The sequence below is a fragment of the Picosynechococcus sp. PCC 7002 genome (genome assembly GCF_963860125.1).
In the GTDB taxonomy this organism is placed as follows: Bacteria; Cyanobacteriota; Cyanobacteriia; order Cyanobacteriales; family MRBY01; genus MRBY01.
Map to the genome: position 1 here is coordinate 68,414 of NZ_CAWLFA010000007.1, position 16,467 is coordinate 84,880.

Genomic DNA, 16,467 nt, shown 5'->3' on the forward strand with positions numbered 1-16,467 from the left:
TTTTCATTGATCATGGCTTTTCTCAAATTAACAAAACGTTTCCGATTTACCCGATTTAACTTAATTCAAATTCAAAGGGAGAATTTTACGTGACGGCTACAATTTTGTCCGCAGGTGATATTGCTATCATCGGTTTTAATTTTGATAACCCTGACGAATTTGCTTTTGTCCCTTTAATTGATCTGGGAGCTGGCACAGAGATTAACTTTACTGATAACGGCTGGCAAGCGGCTGGTACATTCAGATCCAATGAAGGTACGTTTACCTGGACTGCACTCACAGATGTTGATGCTGGGACAATTATTAATCCTGTTGTTAGTGGTATTTCGTTCTCAGCTTCTGGTGACCAAATTATTGCTTACCAAGGAGATGCAAGCAGCCCTACGTTTATTTACGCTCTCAACAGCGAAGGTAATCCTGGTGTTTGGCAATCTGATTCTACTAACTCCAATACGTCTGCTCTACCTACAGGATTGGTCAATGGCGAAACTGCAGTTGCTTTAGACGAAATTGATAACGCCATTTACACAGGAATCACGACTGGAACCAAAGCAGAATTACTTGCAGCCATTAGCAATAAATCTAACTGGTCTGGAAATGACAGCACGAGACAAATACTGCCTGCAAATGCTTTTAGTGTAAGTAGTATTAGCGATGATGATCTTCCTCCCTTGACCCTGATCAGCACGATTCAAGGAAATGGTGACGTGAGTCCCCTGGAAGGCGAACTGGTCACCATTGAAGCCGTAGTGGTCGGCGATTTTCAAGATGGCGATGCGGGTACAAACGGTGATTTCAATGGCTTCTTTGTACAAGAAGAAGATGCTGACGCTGACGGGGATGCGGCTACTTCGGAAGGACTGTTTATCTTTGACGGCAACAGTCCGATTGTAGATGTGAACGTTGGTGATATTGTTCGCGTGACGGGTACAGTGAATGAGTTCTTCGGAGAAACTCAACTTTCAGGAGTGACAGTCGAAGTCATCAATGACAGTGACAATAGCAACCAGGTGACTCCAGCCACGTTGACATTTCCGGTCGCGGAGACAGTGACCAACAGTGACGGTGCCCTGATTGCGGATCTGGAAGCCTATGAAGGTATGTTGGTCACCATTCCTCAGGAATTGACCGTGTCCGACCTCTTTACACTGGGCCGTTTCGGCGATGTCGGCCTCTACGCCGATGGCCGATTAGAAACCTATACCCAGACTAATATGCCCAGCGTTGACGGTTTCCAAGCTTACCAAGACCTGGGTGTACGCAACACGGTGATTTTGGATGATGGCAGTACTGCTCAAAATCCGGCAGTGATTCCGTTCGAGATTCCCTCTGAACCAGGAGATGCGGCAGGACAACTGGATGCGAATGACGATTTGAATGTGGGCGACACAGTGACTGGTCTCACTGGGGTAGTGCGGTTTAGTCGCGGTTCCGGAGGCTCTGGTGACGAAATCTATCGCATCAATCCCGTTGATACCGTGGAGTTTGTTAACACTAACCCTCGTCCGACCGAAGCTCCAGATGTTGGCGGTAGCCTTAAGGTCGCATCCTTTAATGTCTTGAACTTCTTTACCTCACTGGGCGATGAAAACTTGACGTCTGGACCCGACGGCCTCGATCCCCGGGGTGCTGATAACCAGGAAGAGTTTGATCGTCAGGTGGCCAAGTTAGTCTCAGCGCTAGCGGAGATTGAAGCAGATGTCTTTGGTCTAGTCGAACTCGAAAACGAGTTTGGCGATGTCAATGGTGACGGTGAGTTTGCGATTGGCTTTCTAGCTGATGCCCTGAATGCAGTGATTCCGGGGGCGAACTATCAGTATGTGGATCCCGGTACGGACTATGTAGGAACAGATGCGATCGCGGTGGGTTTCATTTACAACGCAAATACGGTCGGCATTGCTGAAGGTACGACAGTCGCAGTTCTTTCTGATAGTGATCTCGCAGGGCTCGGTGTTGACCCAGGTAACCCCGTATTTGATGGCTCTGGCACTAGCCGGAATCCTATCGCTGTCACTTTTGAAGAGTTAGCGACCGGGGAAACCTTCACGGCAGTCAACAACCACTTTAAGTCCAAAGGCTCAGTAAGTCCCTTTGGGAATAATGCCGGGACGGGTGACGGCACTGGCAACAATAATGAGGCCCGTCTGCAAGCAGCGATCGCAGTAAATGCTTGGTTAGATACTGATCCCACCGGTTCCGGTGACAGCGACTTCCTGATTCTGGGTGACCTCAACGCCTATGGAATGGAAGATCCCATCCAATATCTGCTAGATGAAGGTTATGTGGATACGATTGAAAAATTCCTTCCTGACGGTGAAAGCATCTACTCCTTTGGTTTCCCACTAGATTTGGAAACGAGTCCCCAAGTTCAAGCGTTTGGTGCCTTGGATTATGCATTGGCGAATGAATCTCTTGCATCTCAGGTCGTGGATGCCGCCGAATGGCACATCAACGCCGATGAAGCTTCTGCATTTGATTACAACACCAACTTCAAGCCTCAGGCGCAAATTGATGGGCTGTTTGGAGCAAATCCATTTCGCTCTTCTGACCACGATCCATTAATCATCGGCCTGGATCTGTCATCAGAGCCTGAAGTTTTCACCCTAGAGTTGCTCCATGCGGCTGATCAGGAGGCTGGCGCCGCTGCAGTTCAGGATATTCCCAACTTCTCCGCCGTCTTGAATGCGCTCCGTGCTCAAGACCTGGGTAATGACGGCATTGTCGATAACACCTTAACGTTGTCCTCCGGTGATGCATTCATTCCTGGCTTGTTCTTTGATGCTTCTGCAGCTGCTTTTGGTTCTGGGGGTATTGCTGATATCCAAATCCAAAATGAATTGGGTTTCCAGGCGATCGCCCTCGGTAACCATGAATTCGACTTCGGTACCGAAACCCTAGCTAGCTTAATTGACGGCTCTGCTCCGGGAAGCATCTTGGGTGAAGATTTCACTGGGGCTAACTTCCCCTATCTATCCGCTAACTTAGACTTCTCCACCGATGCAAATTTGGCTCCTTTAGCTGTTGTAGGTGGTCAGGCTCCTCAAGCCAACGTTGTTACTTCTTCCACAGTGATTGATGTCAATGGTGAGGATATTGGTGTCGTGGGTGCGACCACACCAACCCTGGACAGAATCTCGAACTCTGGTGATGTGGGCATTTTCCCATCTGATTTTGACTTAAATCCTACTCCAGCACAGTTGGATGCTTTGGCCGCAGAAATTCAGGCTGAGGTTGATGCTTTGTTGGCTGCAAATCCCGACATGAACAAGGTTGTACTGTTGTCTCATATGCAACAGCTCAACATTGAGCGTGCTTTGGCAGAGCGGTTGGTTAACGTTGATATCATCGTTGGCGGCGGTTCCAATACTCGCCTGTTTGATGAGAACGATCGTCCTCGTGCAGGGGATAGTAATCAAGGTGACTATCCTGAGTTTATCGACAACGCAGGTGGAACCAAGACTGCACTGGTCAACACAGATGGTAGTTACAAATATGTGGGCCGCTTGGTGATTGACTTTGATGCTGACGGTAACATTATTCCTGAAAGCTACGACCCAACAGTATCTGGGGCTTATGCGACCGATGCTCAAGGTGTAGCCGACCTCAACGCTGAGAATCTGGTTGACCCTGAGATTCAAGAAATTGTGAACGCGATCGAAGCTCAAATTCTTGCTACTGAAAGCAATGTTTTCGGTATCTCTGATGTCTTCCTCAACGGCAATCGCTCTGGTCTTGACACGCCTGAAGAAACGGACGGGGTGCGGACACAGGAAACCAACCTGGGTAACTTGACTGCTGATGCAAACTTGGCGATCGCCAAAGAATTCGATTCCGAAGTAGTTGTATCCATCAAAAATGGTGGCGGTATCCGCGCTTCCATTGGGCAAGTTGTTGTCCCTGCTGGCGGTACTGAAGCCGTTCGTTTGCCTAACGAAGCAGTGTTTGACAGTGACGGTAACGTTGTTAAGCCTGAAGGTGGCATTAGCCAGAACGACATCCAAGCGGCTCTGGCCTTTAACAATGGCTTGACCTTGCTAACCCTGACAAAAGCTGAATTAGTGGCGGTGCTTGAGCATGGTGTAAGTCTCATTCCTGGTGTTGCTGGTCAATTCCCTCAAATCTCTGGCGTTAAGTTTTCCTATGACCCAGACCTGGCTGAAGGCGATCGCATCATTAGTGCTGGCATCTTTGATGAAAACGATGACCTTATCGCTGAACTGGTGCGCGATGGCGAAATTGTAGGCGATGCTAATCAGACCTTCCGTATTGTCACCCTCAACTTTTTAGCAAGTGGTGGTGATGGCTATCCATTTCCCACAGGTGACTCAGTCAACCGAGTTGATCTCACTGACCTTGATGGCGATGGTCAAGACGACAATCAGCTAACCGGGGATGCCACCTTCGCAGCAGATGGAACTGAACAGGATGCTCTAGCTGAGTATTTACTAGATAACTTCAGTACTCCAGAAACAGCATTTGCTCAAGAGGATGTAGGCCGTACTCTGGATGAACGTATCCAAAACCTCAACTTCCGTGATGATAGTGTACTTGGTGAATCTACTAATGGCCAGGTTATCTTTAGAGCGATAAATTTAATTTCCTCTATTTTTCAAAGAGTTTTGGGGCCATTTAGCAACAATGTGAATCTGGGTAACATCCTCTTCAGTGATGAAGAAGGTGTTGAAGATAGCTTTGATATCTTCAACACAAATTTACGGCAGCGTATCCTGGGGAATCGCAACAACACCACTTCCTTAAATAACCTGGATAACCAGATGTGGGGCCGCAATAACTCGGATGATGTGATGAACGCCTTGGGCGGTGACGATTCCGGGTACGGCCAGAGTGATGATGACATCCTGCGCGGCGATCGCGGCAACGGCATCCTGAATGGTGGCATAGGTGATGACATTCTCACGGGTGGCAAGGGTCTAGGAACCTTTGTCCTCAACTCCGGCGGGGCAGGCGTTAATACCATCACTGACTTTGAACTCGGCATTGACCGTATTGTCTTAGGCAACTTAAGCGTTAACGAGGTTCAGTTGGCTGACACATCTATTAACACTATGATGTCGGCTAGTCCCAGTGATCTACTAGGCATCTTTACCGGTGTACAGCTCAGTGGTTTTGAAAGCGAGGTTTTTGCATAAGTTAACCCTGAACTAAAGTTCCAGGGATGAACAGTATCTGTCCTCCCTGGAATTTACTTATTAGTCAGGCACTGTTTACCCAAATGCAATAACGGAGTCAACGCATTTTTGATTCACTCTCGAACCTTCTTGAAAGTTTTAAAGCGTGATTGCTAACACAAATCCTGCCCAAGTCTCTTAAGTTTTGTACAAAATCTCTGGAGAGATTCTCTATTCTTAAATAGGTCTTATAAAAACCGATAAAACACCTGAAAATCTACTGTTTTTGGCCTTAATAGATAAAGTTATTTCATCCTTATTCACCCCCCTTACTTGTATCTAGAGGAAAAAATTTAAAGAAAAATACACACTCCATTATTCAGCATAAAAACTACATATTGCACCTTCAAAGACTTCTGATTAAATAGACTGGGCTAGCCCATAATTTTTTTTAATTTAGCATAAATCTTTTTAGACTAAAAGCTTGGTGTTATTGGGAAAAACTTTAAAAATAATAGACAAATTAAATTAATAAAATGCTTCAATTATTTTGACTGATTTTCACTACAGATACTATTTCGTCAAGGAAACTCGTTCATGAGAATTCGAATTAGAGAGCAAAACCTGGAACAAGATGATTTAATTAGGTTACTTGTCCAATATCAATTATTGCCCCAGTTAGCTAGAGAAATCATTCTTGATCAAGAAATTACTAGCTTAGAGGAAATAGAATATAACCCCGAAGATATCCAGATTGCAATCCAACAGTTTGTAAAAAAATTACAACTAAAGTCAGAAAGTCAATTACAAATTTGGTTGCAGAATAATGATCTACAGCCAGAACAGTTATCGGCGATCGCAACTCGCCCCCTAAAAATTGAAAAGCTTAAACAAGTTAGGTGGGGAAATAATATAGAAGCTTATTTTATGGAACGAAAAGATCAGTTAGATCGAATGATTTATTCATTAATTCGCACCCAGGATGCTGGGATTGCCCAAGAACTGTACTTTCGAATTCTGGATGATGCGACAGCATTTGCTCCCCTTGCCGGACAATATTCCCAGGGAGCAGAGGCGCAAACAGGGGGATTGGTTGGTCCTGTGGAAATGAGTACGCCCCACCCCCAAATTACCGCAGTTTTGAAAAATGCCCAGCCTGGAGCGTTAAAAGCACCGATGAAGATTGGTGAGTGGTATGTGGTACTGCGCCTAGAAGAGTTTCTGCCAGCTCAATTAGATGAGTTAATGCGGCAACGACTCATAAATGAACAATTTGAAAAATGGTTAAAGGAATCCGTTAAAAATCAACTGACCATTCAATATTTAGAATAGCAATACATTAATTTAAATGTCTTTTTTCTTATTCTAAAACTTAATTATTTTTCCCTATTTTGTCTCGCATGAAACTGCTTTATCTAGAATTTTTAAGTCAAACCTCACCTTTTAATCAGTTATCGTCGGAATTGCTGACACAGCTAAATGGAAAATTAACTCCGTTTCGCTATCGTATGGGACAACCGATTTTACAGCGGGGTAAATTGTTGCATCAGGTGTCGATTGTTTATCAGGGTCAAGTACGTTTACTGGGATATGATCCACGCAATCAAGCACCGATGACCCTGGGTTTGTTGCAGAAAGGGGGCGTAATTGGGTGGGTGAATGCGGCGCGGGGGGTTGCCTGTGAAACGGCGATCGCCTCCACGGAAGTGATTTGTTTGACTTTGACAAGCCAGGAATTTTTAGCGTTGCTTAATCAATCGCCGGAACTCCATCAAGCATTGAGCGAACACTGCTCGATGGTAGAAGCTTTTGATTTGCTCAGTGATTATTATGCGCGACAGGCCAAGGTCAATGGCAACCTCAAAGAGATTATCCATGGGGCATCGGCCCAAGCGGAAGTGTATCAGTTAGCAGCGGGCTCCTATGATCCGACCAGTCCGGAGGTGAGCTCTCTAGAATTAGGCAAGATATGGTTCTTTAGTGGTGGTGGGACTTTGCTTGGTTATGGGCCCGGCGATCGCCTCCGGTTAGAAAAGCTGAAAACTATTGAAGTGAAAGGGATTCAGCCCGCCCGTTTGGTGGGATTTCCCGAATCGGCATGGACACATTTACTCGAAGATTTACAGCCAGAGCCGGAACCGCCGCCGCCAGTGGAATTGTTGCCTGATCCCTTTGACAATGGACAAGAGCCAGAGGAAGAGATCCCCTACGCCCCCGTGGAGATTGTGGGCTTGGCACCGGAGACTCCGGACGAAACAAACCCCAAAACCTATCCATTCATCAAAGCAAAAACAGAAAAAGAAGGGGCGATCGCCTGCTTTCAGATGTTGGCGCAATACTACAAAATGCGCTTTAAGGGCGACATTATCCGCCGCGTTGTGGACGAACAATTCAAACGCTATGATGTTTTGTCGTTGCCCAACTGTGGGGCGATCGCCGAGCTGATGGGACTCAATGCCCAACTGGTGAAAATCCCGACCAAAACCGTTACCCGTCTCACTGTGCCCCTGATGGTGAAATGGCGCGACAGTTTAGTCGTGGTCTATGAAGTGGGCGATCGCCAAATTACCGTGGCAATGCCCAATATGGGCTTAGTCAAACGCAACCCCCAAGACTTTATAGAAGGATGGGGCGATGAAAATGGTTTAGTCGAAGTTGTATTACTGCAAAAAGGCAAATATACCCCCGAAGAACGATTTGGTCTTAGTTGGTTTATTCCCGCCATTAAAAAATATAAATGGATTTTAATTGAAGTTTTAGTGGCTTCTTTTTTAGTACAACTTTTTGCCCTAGCGAACCCCCTGATTATTCAGCAAATCATTGATAAAGTCATCGTTCAACAAAGTGGTGATACCCTACAAGTATATGGCGCATTGTTGTTGATTTTAGCTGTCTTTGAAGCAGTTCTAAGTAGTTTAAGAACCTATCTTTTTGTCGATACCACCAACCGTATTGATATGAGTTTAGGTTCCGAAATTATCGATCATCTGTTCCGTTTACCGCTGCAATACTTTGAAAAACGACCTGTCGGGGAAATTTCCACTAGAGTTGGGGAATTAGAGCAAATTAGACAATTTTTAACAGGCACAGCCTTAACAGTTGTTCTCGATGCTATTTTTTCCGTGGTCTATATTGTCGTGATGTTTTACTACCACGGCAAATTAGCGGCGGTTGCCCTCAGCGTGATCCCTATTTTTATTGTGGCGACCTTAATTTTTTCCCCGATCATTCGGCGGCAACTGCGGGAAAAAGCCGAGAAAAATGCCCGGAGTCAATCCTATTTAGTGGAGGTAATGACTGGGGTGCAGACGGTAAAAGCTCAAAACATCGAACTGCGATCGCGCTGGAAATGGCAAGAAAAATACGCCCGTTATGTGTCAGCAGGTTTTAACACGGTGATTACTTCAACGGCATCCAGTTCCGTGAGTAATTTTTTGAATAAATTGTCGGGGTTGTTGGTGCTGTGGTATGGGACATCGCTGGTATTAGAAGGGCCGGATGTGTTGACCCTCGGACAATTGATCGCCTTTCGGATTATTGCCGGATATGTGACTTCGCCGATTTTACGACTCACCCAACTTTGGCAGAATTTCCAAGAAACCTCCATCTCCCTTGAACGGTTAGCCGATATTGTCGATCATCCCCAAGAGGGCGAGGAAGACCGCGAGAATATTCCGATGCCGCTGATTAAAGGGGCAGTGACCTATGAAAATGTCAGTTTCCGCTTTAAAAAGCATGGGGCGTTAAACCTGAATAATGTGAATCTGTATTTTCCGGCGGGAACCTTTGTGGCGGTGGTGGGGCAGAGTGGTGCGGGAAAAAGTACCTTAACAAAATTGCTTTCGCGACTTTATGAACCGGAAGCGGGGCGAATTTTAATTGATGGCTACGATGTGAATAAGGTGGAGTTGTACTCGTTGCGGCGGCAGGTGGGGGTTGTGCCCCAAGAAACGCTGTTGTTTGAGGGAACCATTCAGGAAAATATTGCCCTGACAAATCCGGAGGCGGAACCAGCGGAAATTGAATACGCGGCACGGGTGGCAGCCGCCCACGATTTCATTATGGAAGCTCTGCCCAATGGCTATAACACGCAGGTGGGGGAACGGGGGGCGGCACTTTCTGGGGGACAGAAACAACGGATTGCGATCGCCCGCTCGGTGTTACAGCGTCCCCAAATTTTGGTGTTAGACGAAGCCACTAGCGCCCTCGATTATTTAACGGAGCGGGAGGTGTGCAATAACCTCAAGAGAACATTTCACGATACGACGGTATTTTTTATCACTCACCGCCTCGACACGATTAAGGATGCTGATGTGATTGTGTTGATGCACGAGGGCTGTGTGGCGGAACAGGGAACCCATGACGAGTTAATGGCAATGCGAGGGCGATATTACAGCCTTTATCAGCAGCAGTCCCGCAGTGAGGCTTAATTTGCCTGATTTCTCTGATTTATTTTGATTCTTTATTGTTGATCTTTTGCAAAGGCGATCGCTAAACCCATGACCCAAACTACTTCTAACTCCAATTTTTCTGAAGATGCTATCCGCAAGGCAACCGAGCAACCTGACTTCGATCAGCCTGTGGTGTTGCGCCAATCTCCAACCCTCTCCCGCACTATTATCTGGGTGATCCTTGGGGTCACTGTTTCCACTGTCGCTTGGGCGGCGATCGCTAAAATTGAGCAAGTTGTCACTGCAACCGGTCAGCTGCAGCCCCAAAAAACCGTTCAGGAGATTCAATCGCCCATCAATGGTGTTGTTAAAGAAGTTTTTGTAGAAGATGGTGATCAGGTCGAAGCAGGCGAGTTGTTATTAACCTTTGATTCTGACGCCGCCGCCGCTAGTCAAAAATCTCTCTCAGCGATCAAGCAATCTTTACTCCAAGAAAATCAACTTTACCGTGCCATCCTCAGTAATACTGCCAATATCCAGGCTTTACAACAGCAGCTCACCCGCATAAATCTACCATCAGAGGTGAGGGCTTTGGCACTCAATCGTCTTAGTTTAATCAGTGAAACCCAAGTACTCCGGGCTCAGATTGGTGAAAATAACAGTCCTCTCAGTGCTAGCCAAGCGGCCCGGGTATCGGCGGCTCAACGGGAGACCCAATCACGTGTGATGGCATCCCAACTCGAATTAGAGCAATTACAGCAACGGTTAGCCCAAACGAGATCACAACTGGCTAATGCTCGAACACAACTCACCATCGATCAACAGATGCTTGCGGATATTCGCGATCGCAACCAACAGACCTTAACCCAAGCAAAAGAAAGCCTAGACATTGAAACTAAAATTTTAAATCGCGTGCAGAACCCTGAACTGGCCGGAGCTATCCCAGCTCTACAAATTGAGCGCCAAAGACAGCAAGTCGGCGATCGGCAAGCCCAACTGATTGAACAGCGTTCTAGTGGTGAAATTGAGCGTAAACAACAACAGCAGCAAATCGATAATCGCCGTGCCGAAATCGATCAACTCCTCAGGGAAGAACAACGGCTACAACTCGATATTCGTCAAGCCAATGCAGAGCTCACTAATGCCGAATCGTCTGTTGAGCGCTCCCAACGGGAGCAAGTGGATGGGGCTCAACAACGCCTAGCCGCCATTGATAGTGAACTCAACAAAATGATTGTTGAAAACAGCAAGCGTCTATCAGAAGTTGAGAGTCAACTGGCCCAAGTCAACGAAACCCTCAAATATCAAGGGGTGACAGCTCCCATTGCAGGAACTGTCTTTGATCTCCAGGCTGGCCCTCGTTTTGTTCCCCGTGCTGGTCAGGCTGAGCCACTGCTCAAAATTGTCCCCGATGATGCTCTGGTGGCTGAAGTATTTGTCACAAACCGTGATATCGGTTTTGTCCTGGAGCGTTTCCAAGCAAAACAAAAAACTACCCGGCCAGTTAGTGCTGATATTCGAATTGATTCATTTCCGTTCAGCAAATTTGGTGACATTGAAGGGGAGGTCATCAGTGTTGGTTCCGATGCCTTACCGCCTGATGAGATTTATCCTTACTACCGTTTCCCCGTGGGTATCTCTTTAGAGGAGCAAAGCCTGGATGGGCTGCCCTTACAATCCGGCATGTCTGTGAGCGTCAATATCAAAATTCAAGAAAAGCGCTCGGTATTGAGTTTGCTGACAAATCTATTTAACAAGCGCGTTGATGATTTCAAACAGCTACGGTAACTGAGCTAAAAAAAAACTTTAGTTACAATTGTCTTTATTTTTAAGTCTACCTAGGGTCGCACCATAGAACAGAAAAAACCAATCATACGCTAAGGATTATGTAAATATCTGAAAACTTTGTTACATAGGAAATCCAGTGATTGACTATAAGCTCATGAAAAGAAAAAAATCGTATGTTAAGAGTTAAGAACTCGCAACCCATTATCTCTGAGTACACTTTTAGGTGAAACATAGCGATAGAGAGTTGTTCGAGCGATACTCAACTCCTGACATAAAGCCGCAACGATCGTATCTCGCTGTGCCATAGCCCCTTGAGCCAAACGTACCTGAGCCTTGGAAAGTTCAAACTTGCGTCCGCCTTTGCGTCCTCGAGCGCGAGCTGCCGCCAAATCCGCAATGGTACCTTCTCGAATCAAATCCCGCTCAAACTCAGCCAACGATGCAAAGATGCCAAAGATGCCAAAGACCAATTTTCCCGCAGGAGTTGTCGTACCAATAGTCGCCATAAACCCTCCTTCATGGCCCAGACAAAGCCAATGGCCAAAACGCACCTTATCGGTAAAATGAGTCGATTCCAAGCAAAAGCCACGGGCCTTAAGAGCCCCAAACAGGGTTTCAATTCCCCAGCGACGACGGTAATCTGTTAAAGCATTTTGAGGGTCATGGGTGGTGATGATAATCAGAAACTCATCCTCATTGTTACTAGCTCTTCGTTTCGAGTCAAGACGAGTGCCCATGACATAGACTTGACGACTCCACCTCCACCGTTTTCCTGGCAGCATTCTTGTCGCACCTGTTTCGCTCCTTATCTTTTCTATCTGACGTATGCGCAGACGAAAGGGGAATTGGTTTATCCAGCATCAGATACGACAGCCAGGGTTTGCCAATAAATTCCCGGTCTCTCGTGAGATAGGCAATCTCAATATCGAGAAATAGGGTTTCAAAGCGTTCAAGCAAATCCATACTGTTACTGTTTCCCTTCTTTTTCTCCAACATTTTTCACATCAGCGGATAGCCAATACCTTCATGGATAAAACAAAATATCAAGATATTGAAATCCGTTGCCCCAAAGGATCAGTTAGTGCGGTTGATGCTTAAAACTCAAGATTGCAGGATAGCTGCAATGTTCATCACCATCTTGGCGATCTGGTTCATGTTGACGTCAAGTCAAAGAACTGAAAGAATCCCTGCATGCGTTTGTAGTTAAATTCTTCTGCTGCATTGCCTCCCCAAACGGTGGCAAGTTCAGCGAGATTGACGATTTTGGCCCGGAACAGTGCTATCAGGAAGAGGGCGATAAATGACAGTCTGGCTCCATGCCATCCGAGATGAGGTCGCAATTGGCGGCGAATTTCGCTAATCTGATTCATGAAGGGTTGATTGATTTGTGCTTATTTCTATCAAACCCTCTCTCTTTCTATTCTTTTCAAGCTTTTTGTCCCGTACTGAGATATCGATATTTATAATCGGTAGTTTATGTAGTAATCAACAGGGTGACAATTGTGGGAAAAAAGGCAAATAAAATTACATCTTGGATCTTTAGTCTAGGTTTGGGATTGATTCCCATGATGGCTTTGGGCGCGTCATCACAGGCCGCTGAAAAGATTTATTTTATCTACAGCCCACTGATGGAATCTTTAAAGATTGACTCCCTGAAAAGTTTTGCTGCAACGGGGAATGTTCCCCTCGACCTGAAATTTTACTTGGATATTGTGGGGGCAGATGCAGAAGAACGTCAATTACTGCAAACGGCTCTCACCCGAAAAATTGACATTGATCCGGTGCTATTGGCTCGCAGTTTAAAAACCGACGAAGGGGAAAGGTTATTAGAATCTTTTGGTCAAGTGGTTAATATTCGTGGAGGACGCAATGGCAAGTACGCGCTGCGGGGGGCAATTATTAAATCTGCCTTTGAGGAAAATGGCCTGACGTTATTAAATGTTCTGGATAATTTGGGGGTTGATGTTCAGGTTGATTTAGAACAATTATTTGGTTTTGCGGAAAATGTCTCCACGATTTTAGCGGGAACAGAACGATTTATTGAGGAAGTTGAACAATTGGCTAAGCAGGAGGCAAAATTTGCGGCTGTGGCTGATTATGGGCAACGCCCTGATTTGAGAAAGATGGGAATGTTCGCTGTGGAGATGGAGACGTGGCAGTTGGCTGATCAAAAACGCGATCGCCAATTTTATGCCCAGATCTATCGTCCTCAAAAACCTTTGGGGGAGAAAGTGCCTGTTATTTTGATTTCCCATGGATTAGCCTCTGCCCCCGAAAAGCATCGTAATTTGGCGCAACACTTGGCCAGTTATGGGTTTGTGGTGGTGGTACCGCAACATCCGGGGAGCGATTTGGCCTATCTGGAGGAATTTGCGGTGGGTTACCAGCGCCAGGTGTCTGATTTGCAGGAATTTGTGAATCGCCCCCTCGATATTAGTTTTACGTTGGACGAGTTGGAACGGCGCAATGACACTGAGTTTGGGGGACGGTTGGATTTAGAAAATGTGGGTATTTACGGTCACTCCTACGGCGGTTATACAGCTTTGGCCGTGGCCGGGGCTTTTCCGACGCCAAATTTTGAGCAGTTGAATGAGGATTGTGCGGCGGAATGGGGCATTTTTAATAATGCGTTGTTGTTGCAATGTCGGGCGTTGCAGCTTTCTCCGGAGAGTTATAATTTTCGGGATCAACGGATCCAGGCGGTGATTGCAGCAAATCCGGTTAATGCCAGTATTTTTGGGGAAGCGGCGTTGGGTCAAATTGAGATTCCCATTGCGGTGGTAGCGGGAAGCTATGATCCGGCGACACCCTTTATTTTTGAGCAGGTGCGTTCGTTTCCGTGGATTCGCAGTGAGCAAAAATATCTAATCCTGGAGGAGGGTCAGGCCCATGTGGATATTTCTCGGCTTGATCTGGGGATTACGGGTTTGCTTGATCGCATTCCCCGTTTGAATTTACCGAGCCCCCAACTGTTGAATGATTATAGTGAGGCGATCGCCCTCGCCTTTTTCCAGGTCTACACGGCAAAGGATGACCAGTACCGCACCTATTTAGATCCGGCCTATGGGCAGTACCTCAGTCAAAATGAAGAATTTAAAACGTTCATGATTACCCAAGATTCGTTGCCGGAGTTAGAAACGGCGATCGCCGAATTCAAACAAGAAAATCAGATCGATATTAATTAGGCTTCAATAATCACCACAGGTAAAGGGCTTTTTTCTAAAATGGCCTGGGATACCGAACCGATCAGCAAATTATTAGGCGGGTGATGGTTGCGTTTACCCATAATGATTTCGCTCACTTGATGGGTATGGGCAATGTCCATAATCGTTGCGGGGACTGGCCCAGGGGTTGCGATAAACTGATAGCGGATGTCTGCAAGGTTACGGCGGGTCTGTTGTCGCAGCCGTTGCAACTCAGCCGGGTTATCGGTGCGAATCACATGGAGAACAATCACCTCCGCATCACTACGACGGGCCAATTCAGCGGTTTTGATTAAAACTTGCTGGGCCAGGGGCGATGTATCTACGGCAGCCAGGAGGACAGTGCGGCGATTTACAGAAACTTTGGTGGGGTCAATGTCGCCCCGTTCGAGGAGTTTGGGGGCAAAGGTGGGAATTGCCCAGGCACCGAGGGGAGCTGTCACCAAAATAGAGAGGGCCGATAAAGCGAGGATAATTTCACCCCCAGCAACGCCCTGGCTCAGGGGAATCGCTCCAATGGCCGCTTGCACCGTCGCTTTGGCAGAGTTACCAGGCAGCAAAAAAAGTCGCTCTCGCCCAGTCCAGTTACTCCCCAGGGTCGAGAGATACCAGCCGAGCGATCGCCCCCCCAAAGTACCGACTCCCAACACCAAGAGACCCGGCCAGAACGTATTACCGAGGACATCCAATTGGATACTGGCCCCTAGCAAAACAAAGAGAATAATCTGGGCGATCGCCCACAGACTATCAAAACTTCCCCGCAGGCGACGGGCCAGGGGCGCATCCAACTCAATTAAGAAAAAACCCGTCCCCATCACCGCCAGATAACCGGAGAAAATCGGTAAATATTCCGCCCCAATGACCAACAGTAGCGCCACACCAGCGGCGATCAACCCATCTTGTACCGCATTATCTGTCCAATTTTGTCGCGCTAACAGAGAAACCAACAGGCGTGCCGTCACCCAACCGAGGACAACGCCGAGGCTAATTTGAGTCACAATTTGCAGTGGCAGCAATTGCCAGGGACTGAGACTGAGACCGCCGATTAATGTCGCCCCTGTCGCCGTGGTTTGGGTGAGAAAGGCCAGCAGCAGACTAAACACTAATAGCAACAGCACATCAGACAGGGCACTTCCCGTTAAAATTGCGTCGGGAATCCCTTTTTTGACGCCCCAACCGAGACTCTTTAGCCGCAGCATTCCTGGGACGATCACCGCCGGTGATTCGGCCCCCAGCACACATCCCAACAACAGCCCCGTCGCCCAATCAAATTGGAAAAGTTGCACCGCAATCAGCATAATGGCGATCGCCTCACAGGTCGCAGGTAAAAAACCGAGGCGGAGGGCCACACTACCCTGTTGGGCTAATTTCTCCCGGTCGAGGCCCAGACCTGCTTTCATCAAGATCACCATCACCGCCATTGTCCGCAGATCAGCGGCGATCGCTAAAACTTCTGGGGCGATCGCATTCCCCACCTGGGGGCCGAGGACAATACCAACAAGCACCATTCCTACCAGGGCCGGAATCCTGAGCCGTTGGGCAATTTGCCCCCCAAAAAAACCGAGCAAAAGAATCCAAATAATACTTTCTAACATGGGATCACGTTGTCGTTAGGGTGGTTAATCAACGTGACTTGTAGCGAAAAAGATTAGTGCAGCCTAGATCAAAATAGCCCTACTGCTTCACCACAAGTCGGAAGCGTAGGAGCCATTAGCCGAGGTGCAATTAAGAAAAATCCTGGGCGGTTTCGGTGAGCTCCATCACCATCGCTAAATTTATATCACAAAAACTGACTGATTGACCCTAAGGAAGTCTGCTGCACCAAAATCCTCGAAAAACTTAGAGATTAATCTTGTTGGAGTGGGTTACGGCACTGGTGAGATTAATTTTTAGGCGAACAAGATCCGCACCGTCCGTCCCGTCGTTTTTGTCTGTCCATTACTGTTTAACAAACTT

General features: G+C 47.0%; 7 protein-coding genes, 1 pseudogene and 1 riboswitch. Of the genes and pseudogenes, 5 read left to right on the top strand and 3 right to left on the bottom strand.

The features are described from left to right. Positions 1-89 precede the first annotated feature (89 nt). The 4 genes from AACQ84_RS15830 to AACQ84_RS15845 all read left to right on the top strand — a co-directional run bounded on the left by AACQ84_RS15830 (position 90) and on the right by AACQ84_RS15845 (position 11,308). Positions 90-5,150 (top strand): ExeM/NucH family extracellular endonuclease, encoded by a 5,061-nt coding sequence (locus tag AACQ84_RS15830; RefSeq protein WP_012305544.1) that lies wholly within the window; start codon positions 90-92, stop codon positions 5,148-5,150. A 576-nt stretch (positions 5,151-5,726) separates the two neighbouring features. Beyond that, complete coding sequence (locus tag AACQ84_RS15835; RefSeq protein ID WP_012305545.1) at positions 5,727-6,461, top strand: peptidylprolyl isomerase; 735 nt, start codon at positions 5,727-5,729, stop codon at positions 6,459-6,461. Between the two features lie 68 nt (positions 6,462-6,529). Then, positions 6,530-9,559, top strand: a complete 3,030-nt coding sequence (locus tag AACQ84_RS15840; protein WP_041444126.1) for a peptidase domain-containing ABC transporter — start codon at positions 6,530-6,532, stop codon at positions 9,557-9,559. 69 nt (positions 9,560-9,628) lie between these two features. Further along, positions 9,629-11,308 carry an HlyD family efflux transporter periplasmic adaptor subunit gene (locus AACQ84_RS15845; protein ID WP_041444127.1) on the top strand — a complete coding sequence of 560 codons (1,680 nt, stop codon included), beginning with the start codon at positions 9,629-9,631 and terminating at the stop codon, positions 11,306-11,308. Between the two features lie 176 nt (positions 11,309-11,484). Here AACQ84_RS15845 and AACQ84_RS15850 read toward each other — a convergent pair whose 3' ends face one another. Both AACQ84_RS15850 and AACQ84_RS15855 read right to left on the bottom strand, forming a co-directional pair. Beyond that, complete coding sequence (locus tag AACQ84_RS15850) at positions 11,485-11,814, bottom strand: recombinase family protein (protein WP_012305548.1); 330 nt, start codon at positions 11,812-11,814, stop codon at positions 11,485-11,487. Next, positions 11,808-12,678 (bottom strand): annotated as a pseudogene (locus AACQ84_RS15855) (IS4 family transposase); the annotation flags it as partial. The gene AACQ84_RS15850 and the pseudogene AACQ84_RS15855, both read right to left, overlap by 7 nt. A 132-nt stretch (positions 12,679-12,810) precedes the next feature. Between AACQ84_RS15855 and AACQ84_RS15860 the strand changes: the two are divergent. Further along, entirely contained in the window at positions 12,811-14,493 is a 1,683-nt protein-coding gene (locus AACQ84_RS15860) for an alpha/beta hydrolase (RefSeq protein ID WP_445260518.1), read from the top strand. Here AACQ84_RS15860 and AACQ84_RS15865 read toward each other — a convergent pair. Next, the gene (locus AACQ84_RS15865) at positions 14,490-16,106 is read right to left on the bottom strand and encodes a cation:proton antiporter (protein WP_012305550.1); all 1,617 of its coding nucleotides are present in this window, start codon (positions 16,104-16,106) and stop codon (positions 14,490-14,492) included. The genes AACQ84_RS15860 and AACQ84_RS15865 overlap by 4 nt on opposite strands. Positions 16,107-16,205: 99 nt before the next feature. Beyond that, positions 16,206-16,285, bottom strand: a riboswitch (Fluoride riboswitch). Positions 16,286-16,467 lie beyond the last annotated feature (182 nt).

Excerpts from the sequence above, each read along its gene's own strand:
- AACQ84_RS15845 (WP_041444127.1), top strand. The coding sequence starts at position 9,629 with ATGACCCAAACTACTTCTAACTCCAATTTTTCTGAAGATGCTATCCGC.
- AACQ84_RS15840 (WP_041444126.1), top strand. The coding sequence starts at position 6,530 with ATGAAACTGCTTTATCTAGAATTTTTAAGTCAAACCTCACCTTTTAAT.
- AACQ84_RS15850 (WP_012305548.1), bottom strand. The coding sequence starts at position 11,814 with ATGGCGACTATTGGTACGACAACTCCTGCGGGAAAATTGGTCTTTGGC.
- AACQ84_RS15865 (WP_012305550.1), bottom strand. The coding sequence starts at position 16,106 with ATGTTAGAAAGTATTATTTGGATTCTTTTGCTCGGTTTTTTTGGGGGG.
- AACQ84_RS15835 (WP_012305545.1), top strand. The coding sequence starts at position 5,727 with ATGAGAATTCGAATTAGAGAGCAAAACCTGGAACAAGATGATTTAATT.